Annotated in this window: 11 protein-coding genes; 6 read left to right on the plus strand and 5 right to left on the minus strand. The window is 62.1% G+C overall.

What is annotated here, in order from left to right; genetic code table 11:
- The first annotated feature begins 75 nt into the window (after nt 1–75).
- Nucleotides 76–1,590, plus strand: coding sequence for a sensor histidine kinase (locus BSP239C_RS01335; RefSeq protein ID WP_101569808.1), 1,515 nt, complete (start codon nt 76–78; stop codon nt 1,588–1,590).
- Between the two features lie 323 nt (nt 1,591–1,913).
- Here the strand turns inward: BSP239C_RS01335 and BSP239C_RS01340 are convergent, their stop codons facing one another.
- Nucleotides 1,914–2,162: a WhiB family transcriptional regulator gene (locus tag BSP239C_RS01340; protein ID WP_009884680.1), complete on the minus strand. Its 249-nt coding sequence runs from the start codon at nt 2,160–2,162 to the stop codon at nt 1,914–1,916.
- Nucleotides 2,163–2,532: 370 nt separating this feature from the next.
- Here BSP239C_RS01340 and BSP239C_RS01345 point away from each other — a divergent pair, with 370 nt between their 5' ends.
- The 4 genes from BSP239C_RS01345 to BSP239C_RS01360 all read left to right on the plus strand — a co-directional run bounded on the left by BSP239C_RS01345 (nt 2,533) and on the right by BSP239C_RS01360 (nt 6,428).
- Nucleotides 2,533–3,087 carry a gamma carbonic anhydrase family protein gene (locus tag BSP239C_RS01345; RefSeq protein WP_101569809.1) on the plus strand — a complete coding sequence of 185 codons (555 nt, stop codon included), beginning with the start codon at nt 2,533–2,535 and terminating at the stop codon, nt 3,085–3,087.
- A 145-nt stretch (nt 3,088–3,232) separates the two neighbouring features.
- On the plus strand, nt 3,233–4,651 hold the full coding sequence (locus tag BSP239C_RS01350) for an NAD(P)H-quinone dehydrogenase (protein ID WP_101569810.1): 1,419 nt from the start codon (nt 3,233–3,235) through the stop codon (nt 4,649–4,651).
- A gap of 119 nt (nt 4,652–4,770) precedes the next feature.
- The gene (locus BSP239C_RS01355; protein WP_101569811.1) at nt 4,771–5,112 is read left to right on the plus strand and encodes a YciI family protein; all 342 of its coding nucleotides are present in this window, start codon (nt 4,771–4,773) and stop codon (nt 5,110–5,112) included.
- Nucleotides 5,112–6,428: an RNA polymerase sigma factor gene (locus BSP239C_RS01360; protein WP_101569812.1), complete on the plus strand. Its 1,317-nt coding sequence runs from the start codon at nt 5,112–5,114 to the stop codon at nt 6,426–6,428. Before BSP239C_RS01355 ends, BSP239C_RS01360 begins: the two co-directional genes overlap by 1 nt.
- Here BSP239C_RS01360 and BSP239C_RS01365 read toward each other — a convergent pair.
- The 3 genes from BSP239C_RS01365 to BSP239C_RS01375 all read right to left on the minus strand — a co-directional run bounded on the left by BSP239C_RS01365 (nt 6,409) and on the right by BSP239C_RS01375 (nt 9,986).
- Nucleotides 6,409–8,217: a biotin carboxylase N-terminal domain-containing protein gene (locus BSP239C_RS01365; RefSeq protein WP_101569813.1), complete on the minus strand. Its 1,809-nt coding sequence runs from the start codon at nt 8,215–8,217 to the stop codon at nt 6,409–6,411. The genes BSP239C_RS01360 and BSP239C_RS01365 overlap by 20 nt on opposite strands.
- Nucleotides 8,218–8,340: 123 nt before the next feature.
- A complete protein-coding gene (locus tag BSP239C_RS01370; protein ID WP_101569814.1) occupies nt 8,341–9,009 on the minus strand; it encodes a nucleoside triphosphate pyrophosphatase in 669 nt (222 codons plus the stop codon).
- Nucleotides 9,006–9,986, minus strand: coding sequence for an SGNH/GDSL hydrolase family protein (locus tag BSP239C_RS01375; protein WP_257929999.1), 981 nt, complete (start codon nt 9,984–9,986; stop codon nt 9,006–9,008). The genes BSP239C_RS01370 and BSP239C_RS01375 overlap by 4 nt, the downstream gene beginning before the upstream one ends.
- 65 nt (nt 9,987–10,051) lie before the next feature.
- Here BSP239C_RS01375 and BSP239C_RS01380 point away from each other — a divergent pair, with 65 nt between their 5' ends.
- Nucleotides 10,052–11,410, plus strand: a complete 1,359-nt coding sequence (locus BSP239C_RS01380; protein WP_101569815.1) for an AI-2E family transporter — start codon at nt 10,052–10,054, stop codon at nt 11,408–11,410.
- Nucleotides 11,411–11,520: 110 nt separating this feature from the next.
- Here the strand turns inward: BSP239C_RS01380 and greA are convergent, their stop codons facing one another.
- The gene (gene greA / locus BSP239C_RS01385) at nt 11,521–12,015 is read right to left on the minus strand and encodes a transcription elongation factor GreA (RefSeq protein WP_101569816.1); all 495 of its coding nucleotides are present in this window, start codon (nt 12,013–12,015) and stop codon (nt 11,521–11,523) included.
- Nucleotides 12,016–12,017 lie beyond the last annotated feature (2 nt).

Raw genomic sequence — 12,017 nt, forward strand, 5'->3', positions numbered from 1 at the left:
AGTGCCTGGCGAGTCTGCCGAGGTCTGGGCCACCATCATCGGCCTGCGCCGTTGCCCATCCGGAAGAAGAACACAGTGCTCAACGAACTCCTGGCCGCCGAAGGCATCACCGACGAGAACGACGTCGAACACATCCACCTGCTGGTGGGGGACTGGCAGCTCATCTCCGACCTGTCCTTCGCCGACCTCGTGCTGTGGGTGCCGTCGGCCAGCGGTGCCTATACAGTGGTCGCGCACTCGCGCCCGACCACCGGCGCGACTCTGTTCAACCGTGACCTCATCGGAGCTCGGGCCACCGGACTCGAGCGCGAACTCCTGGACGCGACCGTGGACTCCCGTGAGCTGGTGACGAAGGTGGCGCAGGCGAAATCGCTGGGCGTCAATGCCGGCACCGAGGACACGGACGTCTCTGCCGAGGCTGTGCCCCTTGTCCGTGGGGGAGAGACCATCGCCATCATGGTTCGGTACTCCGAAGAGATCCGTCGGCGCGGTTCTTCACGTCTTGAGAAGTTCTACCGCCAGTCTGCGATGTCGTTGCTGACAATGATCGCGCAGGGTGCTTTCCCCGACCGCGAGGCTCCCAGCGGTGCCCGGCATGGTGAACCACGCGTTGGCGACGGAATCTTCATCCTTGACCGCGATTCCCATGTCGAGTACGCGTCCCCGAACGCAGTCTCGCTCATGCACCGTCTTGGGCACCGGGGCGAGATCGAAGGGGACTACCTCGCCGAGGTGGTCTCAAGTCTGAGCACGGAGCTGCGTCAGGTCGATGAGACTCTGCCGCTCGTACTCACCGGCCGTGCCCCGTGGCGGACCGAGCTCGAAGTCGGCCGCACGAGTGTGTCGCTGCGGGCGATTCCGCTGACCGATGACGGTACGCGGACCGGCGCGATCGTCCTGGCCAGGGATGTTTCAGAGATCAGACGACGCAAGCGTGAACTGCTCTCCCGCGATGCGATGATCAAAGAGATGCACCACCGGGTCAAGAACAACCTGCAGACCGTTTCAGCACTGCTCCGCCTGCAGACACGTCGGATCGACAGCCCCGAGGCGAAGAGCGCTCTGACGGAGGCGATGCGCCGAGTCTCCATCATCGCCGTCGTCCATGATGTGCTCAGCCAGGGCGTCGAGTCGGAGGTCGATTTCGATGAGGTCGTCGACAAGGGGCTGCGTCTGACTCCCGAACTGACGAGCCCGCTGGTGCAGATCAGCCTCAATCGCTGCGGCAGCTTCGGCACGATCTCTTCGGCTGATGCCACCTCGATGGCCTTGGCGATCACCGAACTCATCACCAATGCGATCGAACACGGGTTCCCCGTTTCGGAGCAGGAGAATCTCGCCCCGGGTGAGACCCTCACCGGTCATGTGTGGGTGACTCCGGAACGCGATGGCGATCACCTGCATGTGACGATCGCCGATGACGGCGTAGGACTGGGAGAGAACCACAGTCCGGGCAACGGGTTGGGCACGCAGATCGTGAAGACCCTGGTGTCGGCAGACTTGGCGGGTTCGATCGAATGGAAGGAACGCGAGGGCGGCGGAACTATGGCCCTTCTCGACGTGCCGCTGCGCCCCGACTCCTACGACTGATGGTGCGCCGACGCTCTGAATCGCGTATCGCCTACAGGTGCTCGTAAATCAGCTTGTTGCAGACCGCCGATTCGGCACTGATGGTGCGGGGTGAGTCGGCGACAAGCTGATTTGTCACCGCGGGGGTGAATAGGACCCTGCGGCATGAATTGCATATTGCGCTATAAGAACGTCTCGTGTTCGAAGTTCGCGGGGAATGCGCCGTGGCCTGAAGCGCTCGGATATGTGCGTACACGATTGAGTCCCTTTTTCGGAATGCGAAGATCTCGTATTCCGAAAAAGGGACTCAAATTGCGACCGACAGTCGCTAGCCGCTGAAAGACTCAGCCGGCGCGACGGGCACGTGCGGCGCGACGTTTGAGCGCACGGCGCTCATCCTCGCTGAGTCCGCCCCAGACTCCAGCATCCTGTCCGGATTCCAGAGCCCACTGCAGGCAGGTCTCGACTACTTCACAGCGGCGGCATACAGTCTTGGCCTCTTCGATCTGAAGCAGGGCGGGGCCGGTGTTTCCGATCGGGAAGAACAGTTCCGGATCCTCGTTGAGGCATGCTGCACGATGTCGCCAATCCATGGTGACCTTTCGACGAATTAAGTGAACGCGGTGTACGACACCCAATTCCAGGCGCGCAACTCTCTTACCCAAGGTTCACATAACCGTTTTGGGCACACAAGGGTAATGCAGTGTGAAATTTCTGACAAATATTTTTCTCATTGTCCTGCTATGGGGGCCTTGACGCAAATTCGTCCACTATGCGTCCCCTTGCAGCACTAGGGAACGGCGGCATCATGATGCCACCGCTTCTCTGAAGTCGTGCAATTTCACGGCTAGACTGGCGATGAAACGACTGGTCACCTCGGCGGCGGTCCGAAGTTGCCGCGGTGTCAGTCGACACCGAGAATCGAATCGCACTGTGAAGCAACCGTGAACCAATGGAGGACTCATGACAACAGACAATCTGACCCATGCCCGCATCATCTCGGTCGGTGGGCACACCCCACAGGTCGACCCGGGTGCGTTCATCGCCGCCGGTGCCACGCTGGTCGGCGATGTGAGGGTGAAGAAGGGTGCCAGCGTCTTCTACGGCTGCGTGCTCCGCGCAGAGGCCGCCCCGATCACCATCGGCGAGGACTCGAACGTGCAGGACAACACGGTCATGCACACGGATGAAGGCAAGCCCGTGGTGATCGGTGCACGAGTCTCCATCGGACATCAGGCTCTTGTCCATGGGGCTGTGGTCGACGATGACGTCCTCATCGGCATGCACGCCACCGTCCTCAACGATGCCCATGTGGGTTCCGAATCGCTCGTTGCCGCAGGGGCGATCGTCCTCGAAGGCACCGATATTCCGCCCCGGTCGCTCGTGGCAGGAGTCCCGGCGAAGGTGCGCAGAGAGATGACAGATGACGGTGTTGAGAAGGTGCGCCAGAACGCGCAGTCTTATCTGCGCCTGTCCGCACTCCACCGTGATACAGCTGAAGTCGTCGACGGACTCTGAGACACTCCGGGTTCTGCATCGCCTTGATGTCTGAGAAGCTTCGGTCTCAGATGCATTCGATGGCCCCTGCGAACCAGCGCATCGGTGGTTGTCGGAACCGAAGCGTCCATTCGCCCTCTCGTCCGCTATTTGAGAGGATTGCTCTGTGAACACTGAATTTGAATCCACTGCAGATCGAGTCGTCATCATCGGTGGTGGCCCAGGCGGATACGAAGCCGCACTGGTTGCCGCCCAACTGGGTGCGGACGTGATGCTCATCGAGCGCAACCGTTGTGGTGGGGCCGCCGTCCTCACAGACGTTGTACCGTCCAAGTCGCTCATCGCCACGGCCGAGATGATGGAAGAGATCGGCCGCTCGGACAGCCTGGGCATCCGCATCTACGACAGTGAGGGCGACGATGGCGATACGGTCATCGCCGACCTCAAGGCAGTCAACAAGCGCATCCTGTCCCTGGCCGACGCTCAGGCCAACGACATCTACGAAGGTCTCACCCGCGCCGGTGTGAAGGTGATCCAAGGAACCGCGACACTGGCCGACCGCGACCATGTCGATGTCGTCGAAGAAGGCGGCACGGAGTACACGCTCGAAGCGTCGACGATCCTGCTGTCTGTGGGCTCCCACCCTCGTGAGCTCGACTCCGCCAAGCCGGATGGAGAGCGAATTCTCACCTGGACTCAGCTCTACGGCCTCGATGAGCTGCCCGAGCACCTCATCGTCGTCGGTTCCGGTGTCACCGGTGCGGAGTTCGCATCTGCCTACCGTGCACTGGGAACGAAGGTCACTCTCGTCTCCTCCCGTGAGAAGGTTCTGCCCGGTCAGGACGAGGACGCAGCCGACGTGTTGGAATTCGTGTTCCGCAATAAGGGCATGAACGTCCTCTCCCGCTCCCGTGCCGACTCGGTCACGCGGACCGAAGACGGAGTCGAGGTGGTTCTGTCCGATGGACGTCGAGTCGAAGGCTCACACTGTCTGATGGCGGTCGGTTCCATCCCCAACACCGATGATTTGGGGCTGAAGACCGCGAAGATCAAGGTCAGCGACTCCGGTCATATCAAGGTCGACGGAGTTTCGCGCACCTCCCGCGCAGGCGTCTACGCTGCCGGTGACTGCACCGGAGTGCTGCCCCTGGCCTCCGTGGCGGCAATGCAGGGTCGGATTGCGATGTTCCATGCGCTCGGCGATGCCGTGCAGCCACTGAAGATTCGTCACGTGGCATCAAACGTGTTCACAGCCCCTGAGATTGCGACCGTCGGCTTCACCCAGTCCGACTATCGCGAGAACTCGACTGACATCGATACGGCGATGCTGCCACTGGACACGAACCCTCGCGCCAAGATGCTGGGCATCAAGGACGGATTCGTCAAGCTCTTCGCCCGCCGAGGTTCGGGTTCGATTCTGGGCGGTGTCGTCGTTGGTCCCCGTGCCAGTGAGCTCATCCTGCCCATCACCATGGCCGTGGAGAACCGCCTGACAGTCGATCAGCTCTCCGCATCGTTTGCCGTGTACCCGTCGGTGAGCGGATCCCTGACCGAGGCTTCACGGCAGCTGCACCGCCATCTGTAGGAGAATTCTTTCTCTGAAGTGTCGATATCGAGGTCCTTCACCCGTCAGTATGGTGTTAGGCACCTTCGCCTGACGTGCTCAGCTCAAGGCTGGCGCACATTTGACGCAAGGAGAGAGACATGAAGTACGTACTTCTGCTCATGGGAAATGCTGGCGACGCCGAATGCGGTGCTGATGAGGGACCTGATCCCAGTGAGTTCATGGCCTTCGACGAGGAGATCAACGCCGCAGGCATCGTCGTCGGCGGATTTGCCCTCGAAGGTCCCGAGACCGGTGTGCGGGTCAGTACCCGGGCCACTGAAACAATCGTCACGTCGGGGCCTTTCGCCGAAGGCGGGGAATTCGTCGGCGGAAGCTACGTTATCGAAGTCGCCGACATCGACGAGGCGATCGCATGGGCTAAGAAGAGTCCGGGCTCCACGCTCGGTCACATCGAGATACGGCCTCTTGCCGATTACTGATGGTCTCCGCAGGCACAGCCGAGCAGCTGGCAGTCGCCCAGATCCTTCGCACCATCGATGCCGAGGATCGTGGGCGACTGCTTGCAGCTCTGGCAACACAGCTTCGTGATCTCGACCTAGCCGAGGACGTCCTCCAAGAGGCCATGGTGCGCGCATTGGAAACGTGGGCCAGCCGGGGCGTGCCGCACAATCCGCGGGCATGGCTGCTCACGGTCGCGAAGAATCAAGCACTCGACATCATACGCTCTGACGCGGTGAAGGCACGCCGACTTGCGAGTGTTCCAATCGAACACCAGGATACCGGTGGTGATCACCTGGACCATGCAGTCCGCCTCGGCGACGAATTGAGTTCTGTGAACATTCCCGACGAACGACTTGGCCTGTTCTTCACCTGCTCACACTCGACGTTGAAGGAACGGGAGAAGATTGCTCTGATCATGCGCTTCCTCGCGGGTCTGAGCACAGTCGAGGTTGCGGCAGCGTTCCTCGTGGATACAAGGACGATGCAGCAGCGGATCGTCAGAGCCAAGAAGCGTATCACCACGACGGGCATTCCCTTCGGCAGACCCAGCACGGAACAATTGCGCGAGCGCCTTCCCGGTGTGCTGCGCGTCGTCTACCTCATCTTCACTCAGGGGTACACACCAACGACCGGCAGCGCACACAGTCGAACCGATCTGCAGGAGGAAGCGATAGCACTGGCACGACTGCTGGTGACCCTGGTGCCGCACGAGACCGAGGCCAGAGGCCTGCTCTCACTGCTGTTGCTCACGGCGTCCCGAGCGCAGGCACGAACTGACTCAGCCGGTGTGCCGGTTTCCCTGGCAGAGCAAGATCGCAGATCGTGGGATTCGCAGCTCATTGCCGAAGGGCTGAGCTTGGCGCTGACGGCCGCAGGAGAGACTGAAGCCGGCCCCTACACAGTGCAGGCAACGATCGCGGCGCTTCACGCCGAAGCCGCCACCTATTCGGAGACCGACTGGGAACAGATACTCGTTCTCTACGGCATTCTCTCAAGACTGGAGCCTGGGCCTGTTGTGTCGCTGAACCGAGCCGTGGCCATGGGGAAAGCAAAGGGGCCAGAGGCCGGACTCAACGCACTCGAGGAACTGGCCGCGCATCCAGGGTTGGAAGACTATCGCCCCTTCCATATTGCGCATGCCCTCACACTCAATGAATTGGGGATGCCCGAACAGGCAGGGAGAGCCTTCAGGAAGGCACTGGGCTGTCTGGGAAATGACGCCGAATCAGACTACATCGAGACTCAGATCAGGGATCTGCTGTCCGGAAAAGCTCTCAAGCGGCGAAGCGGATGATCGGTTCGCCCGACCTCACTGCGACACCGGAGTCGACAAGCACCTCGGAGACGGTTCCGGAATGACCGGCCTTGAGCGGCTGCTCCATCTTCATCGCCTCGATCACGGCCAGAGTGTCGCCGGCCTCGACCGTGTCACCGGCAGCGACAGCCACCGACACGATCGTGCCCTGCATGGGTGCGTTGAGCGAGTTCGAATCGTCGGCCAGCTGAGCTCCCTTGCGGCTGAGGCTGCGCTTGCGGCGCGGCACAGTGGGGCTGGGGACATGCCCGAGGTCCGAGATGACGTCCTTGGGGACCGAAACGGTCATCCGACGGCCATCGACCTCGACCACAACACTGAAACTATCGGTTGCTGTGCTCATCTGTTCTCCTGTTTGCGGGTCGGCGAGCGGATTCACGAACGTGGTTTCGAGCCAATTCGTCCAGACCTCGAAGTCTTGAGCGAAGGCCTTCTCTGAGACGAGAACACGGTGGAGGGGCAGCAGAGTCGATACGCCCTCGATGCGGTATTCGTCCAAGGCGCGTCGGGCCCGCGCCAGAGCCTGGTTCCTGTCGGTTCCGGTGATGATGAGTTTGGCCAGCATCGGGTCGAAGTCCGTGCCGACGACGCTGCCTTCGCCGATGCCGGAGTCCAGGCGCACGCCCGGCCCGGCTGGAGCCCGGTGGTTCTTCACTGTTCCTGTGGCAGGGAAATACGTTGTGGGGTCTTCGGCGTTGATCCGGAACTGGATTGAGTGACCACGGACCTGTGGGAATACCTCCGGCAGGTGTTCTCCCGAGGCGATGCGCAGCTGCCACCCGACGAGGTCGACTCCTGTGACCTCTTCTGTCACGGTGTGCTCTACCTGGATGCGCGCATTGGCCTCCATGAAGATAATGGTGCCGTCTGCACCCAATAGGAACTCGCATGTGGCAGCGCCTACATAGCCGACATGGGCGAGGACTCGGATGGAGGCTTCTGTGACGAGGCGTTCCTGGTCGGAGTTGAGGAACGGCGCTGGCGCTTCCTCGACGATCTTCTGGTTCCGGCGCTGCAGAGTGCAGTCGCGGGTCGACAGCACATGCACGTTGCCATGGGCGTCGGCAAGGCACTGCGTCTCGATATGGCGCGGGCGCACGATCTGCTTCTCGATGAGACATTCGCCGCGTCCGAAGGCGCTGAGCGCTTCACGGGTGGCCGCGGTGTAGGCGGTCTCGAGATCCTCGGCTGCGGCACAGGCGCGAAAGCCGCGCCCGCCGCCGCCGTGCACGGCCTTGATGACGACGGGATAGCCGATCCGCTGGGCCACCTCGGCGGCCTCTGCGAGATCCGCGACGGCACCGTCGGAGCCGGGAGCTACCGGAGCGGAAACCGCCTCGGCGACTTCGCGAGCTCCGGACTTGTCACCCAGGAGCTCGATCGCCGACGGGGGAGGACCGATCCAGGTCAGGCCGGCATCGATCACGGCCTGGGCGAACATTGCATTCTCCGCCAGATAGCCGTAGCCGGGGTGGATCGCATCGGCGCCTGAGCGCTTGGCCAGGGCGAGGATCTTGTCGATGTCGAGGTAAGTCTCCCCGGGGCCGGATCCGTCGAGGAGCCAGGCATCGTCGGCCAGGTGCACGAAATCGGCGTCCGAGTCCGCGCGGGTGTAGACGGCGATGGCTTTGACACCGAGGTCGTGTGCCGCCCGGATGATGCGCAGTGCAATCTCACCGCGGTTGGCGATGAGGACGCGACGCACAGCAGCTGTGGGGACGCGAGTGTGCAACGGTGCAGGCGACTGTTCGGGGAGAACTGTGGTCATGGCGCTCCTTTGTATGATCACAGAACAATTTAGAGATCGGCACCAAGCGTTTGTAGGTCAGAGATAAAAACATAGGCCGAAAACTTCAATGGCTTCGGGCGTGTTCGACCGCTGTCAGCGATTCTACTCGCGTAGGGACCACAGATCAGGCCAGAACAGGCCCGCGTCGCGGACCAATTCACGGACCACGGGAAGACTGAGACCGAGGACTGTGAGATGGTCACCTGCAAGCCGTTGCACGAATGCACCGCCGTACCCGTCGATGGTCAGTGCACCGGCCACGTGGAAGGGCTCCTCGGTCGCGATGTAGGCCTCGAGCTCATCGGGTGTGGGTTCGCCGATGAGCACCGAGGTTGTCGATCGCTGCGACCGGATGTCGACGAGTTCGAAGTTCGCTGTCGCTGCGTCCGCGCGTTTGAGTACGGCCAGCGTGTGCCCCGAGTGCAGAGCGGTCCACTCTCCTGCAATGTCTGCCCACACCTGGCGTGTGCGCTCGGCCGTCCCGGGTTTCCCGATCGCCTGTCCTTCATATTCGAGCAGCGAGTCCCCGGCGATGATCACCGCGGTGTCCGCTGAATCCAGCTGTGCAGGGGGAGAGGCGAGCACACGGTCGATGACGGCACGGGCCTTCGCCTGGGACAGTGCAGTGGTGAGATCGGCAATGCTGCCTTCGAAGGTGGCCTCGATTGCGGGCTCGTCGACCTCGGAGACGATGATGATCGGGTCGATTCCCGATGCGGTGAGAACCTGCCGACGGGCCGGGGACTGTGAGGCGAGGACGACGGGGATCATGAGAAGGCCTCGGTCTCGAGCACAGGATCGACGCCTTGCTCAGGTTCCGGCTGGGGCTGTGTCTCTGTTTCTGTCTGTGCCTCTGCCTGTGGTTGAGGAGCGGGCCTGCGCGCGGCCTCGCCCTTTTCCGGGATATCGAGGCTGCGGTCGACTTCGATGGGAGCCTCGATCCGATCGGCAATCGCGGCTAGGACGGTCGAGGACAACTGGGCATAGCCCAGGGTGCTGGGAAAACGCCCGGACTCATTGAGCAGCGATTTGCGTGTGGTCCCACTCAGAGAACCTGTGGCCCGCAGCGGAGTGGCGCGAGCGGCTAGTGCGGCCAGCCACTGCGAACCGGCGAGCACGCGCGAGGTTCGGCGCAGCGAAGTCTTGAGCGGGTCACGCAGCCCGGGAAGGCCGCCGAGGTTGGGGCAGACCAAGACGAACACCGTGTACCTGCCCTCGCGCTGGAGTCGATTGATTGCTTGGGTGAGGACGGGGATGCCGATGGTGCCGTGAATCGGGTGGATGATGTCGCCTGTGCCGATGGAGATGATCGCGAATCGACGCTGCTCGGTCCAGGAATCGGAGAGCTGACGCGAGAGCCAGGCGGAGCGCAGGATCTCATCGACTTGGCGTGGCAGATCTTCGGACAGGGCTGAGGGGAGCGCAGTGGACTGGACCCGAACGGTGGTGCCGAGGATGCGGCCAAGGCCGCGAGCGATGAGATTCGGGGGAGCCGTCAGGGGGTCGTCGACGTCAATTCCGCAGAGCCAGGAATCGCCGATGATCGCCAGCGCAGCGGAATCCTCATCATCGTAATTGCGTGGTGGAGCGACAGCCTCGGCGACGGTGGAATACGTGCGCTGTGCGTCGTCGTCGAACGCCTTGCGGAGTGCGCCAGCCTGGTGGCGGAGGAGACCAACGGCCGACGCGCCGACACCTACAGCGGTCCCCGTCATGGTGGCCAAGGTGTACAACATGCGTTTTCCCACGAATTTCCCTCCTTTAACCGTCATCATTGCACTTCCCAGAGCCTGTCAACAACTATTGTTGAGTTATGTCTGACAATGAGAAGAAGCAATCCCCGAACCGGTTCCGTGGGGCATGGGACGCGTTCCGCAAAGGCCGAAACGATGGCCGATCCACACCTTCTGAACCCGCCTCTCGTGTGCAGGACGTCAGCGCCGAGGAGATCGCGCACAGCCGTATCGAAGCCGAAGCTGTTCCCTATGTGGCACCGGGCCTCAAGCTCGCAGCCGCATGGTCGTGGCGGTCGCTTGTCGTGCTCGTTGCCATCGGCGTTGCGTTCTGGCTGTTGGCGAAGATCTCGAGCGTCGTTCTGCCGGTCCTCATCGCCCTCCTGCTCACGGCCCTCTTGGCGCCGTTCACCACCTGGATGGTGAAGAAGGGGCTGCCTCGAGTCGCCGCCGCTCTCATCGCGTTCCTCGGTTTCATCATCGTCGTCTCGGGGCTCTTCACCTTGGTCGGCCAGCAGATCTACTCCGGAATGCCAGACCTCGTCGACCAGGTCATCACCGGGTTCGCCGGAATCAGCGACTGGCTGTCCACCAGACCATTCGGTCTGGACGCGTCGACGATCACCCGTTATATCAACGATTCACTCGATGCGGCCACGAACTTCTTCCAGAACAACAGTTCCCAGCTGCTCGGCGGCGCCCTGCAGGCGACGTCGTCGGTCGGCACCTTCCTCACAGGTGCCGCCGTGTGCCTGTTCGCCACCTTCTTCTTCCTCTACGACGGAGAGAAGATCTTCCGCTGGGCGATGCGCCTGCTGCCTCTGCCGGCTCAGCCCATTGCCACCGGAGCTTCGGAGCGTGGCTGGACCACCCTCGTCCAGTACGTGCGTGTGCAGGTCCTCGTGGCCGGCGTCGACGCCATCGGCATCGGCATCGGTGCGGCGTTCCTCGGAATTCCGCTGGTCATTCCGATGACAGTGCTGGTGTTCCTGGCTTCGTTCGTCCCAGTCGTCGGTGCGATTGCCTCCGGTGTTGTGGCGGTGCTTGTCGCTCTGGTCTCAAGCGGGCCGGTCAGTGCCGTCATCATGCTGGCCGTGGTCATCGCAGTGCAGCAGATCGAGAGCCAGGTTCTGCAGCCGTTCCTCATGGGCAAGGCCGTGTCCGTTCACCCCTTGGCAGTCATCCTCGCGGTGACCGGCGGTGGTTTCCTGTTCGGCATCGTCGGAGCACTGTTCGCTGTTCCCATGGTCGCCGTCCTCAACACAGTCGTGACCTACATCGTCCGAGCCAAGAATCCGAACAATCCCTCCGACGGTGAAGACGACGAGGCGACGGTCGTGCTGGAGCGGGCGAAGAACAAACTCGACACCGCCGTCCGCGAGGCTGCGGTGGAGACATCTGAGGGTGAATCGCCGAAAGGCAATGACGAGACCGAGTGATCGGGACTGTGCGGCTTGAGCCGCACGATGAATAGAGAAGTGGGCGGGTGATCATCACCCGCCCACTGCTCTATGTTGCTTTATGGCTGTCCCCGAATGGGGAGTTTCGATCAGCCGGAGAAAGGTTCGATGCTCTTGACCTCGACCTTGATCTCCTTGCCGTTAGGCGCTTCGTAACTGGTCTTTCCGCCGACGGTGATACCGAGTACAGCGGCGCCCAGTGGGGACTTCTCCGAAAACACGTCGATATCCGAATCGCCGGCGATCTCACGGCTGCCCAGCAGGAACCGCATGTCGTTTCCGGCCACCTTCGCGGTGACGACGGAACCGGGGGACACGGTCTTCCCATCGCTGCTGCTGGATCCGACCTTCGCAGACTGCAGGAGCACCTCGAGCTGGCGAATGCGTGCCTCTTGTTTGCCCTGCTCCTCGCGCGCCGCGTGGTAGCCGCCGTTCTCCTTCAAGTCACCCTCGTCGCGGGCGGCTTCGATCTTCTCAGCAATCTCTGCACGTCCCGGTCCGGAGAGGTGTTCAAGTTCCTGCGACAGGCGGTCGAAGGCTTCCTGAGTCAACCATGTTTCTTCCTGGGTGACATCCTCGGTCATGG

The organism is Brevibacterium sp. 239c (genome assembly GCF_900169365.1).
Classification (GTDB): Bacteria; Actinomycetota; Actinomycetes; order Actinomycetales; family Brevibacteriaceae; genus Brevibacterium.

What these genes read in the sequence shown, in the direction of transcription:
- BSP239C_RS01340 (WP_009884680.1), bottom strand. Translation starts at nt 2,162, where the DNA reads ATGGATTGGCGACATCGTGCAGCATGCCTCAACGAGGATCCGGAACTG.
- BSP239C_RS01345 (WP_101569809.1), top strand. Translation starts at nt 2,533, where the DNA reads ATGACAACAGACAATCTGACCCATGCCCGCATCATCTCGGTCGGTGGG.
- BSP239C_RS01355 (WP_101569811.1), top strand. Translation starts at nt 4,771, where the DNA reads ATGAAGTACGTACTTCTGCTCATGGGAAATGCTGGCGACGCCGAATGC.
- BSP239C_RS01360 (WP_101569812.1), top strand. Translation starts at nt 5,112, where the DNA reads ATGGTCTCCGCAGGCACAGCCGAGCAGCTGGCAGTCGCCCAGATCCTT.
- BSP239C_RS01365 (WP_101569813.1), bottom strand. Translation starts at nt 8,217, where the DNA reads ATGACCACAGTTCTCCCCGAACAGTCGCCTGCACCGTTGCACACTCGC.
- BSP239C_RS01370 (WP_101569814.1), bottom strand. Translation starts at nt 9,009, where the DNA reads ATGATCCCCGTCGTCCTCGCCTCACAGTCCCCGGCCCGTCGGCAGGTT.
- BSP239C_RS01380 (WP_101569815.1), top strand. Translation starts at nt 10,052, where the DNA reads ATGTCTGACAATGAGAAGAAGCAATCCCCGAACCGGTTCCGTGGGGCA.
- greA (WP_101569816.1), bottom strand. Translation starts at nt 12,015, where the DNA reads ATGACCGAGGATGTCACCCAGGAAGAAACATGGTTGACTCAGGAAGCC.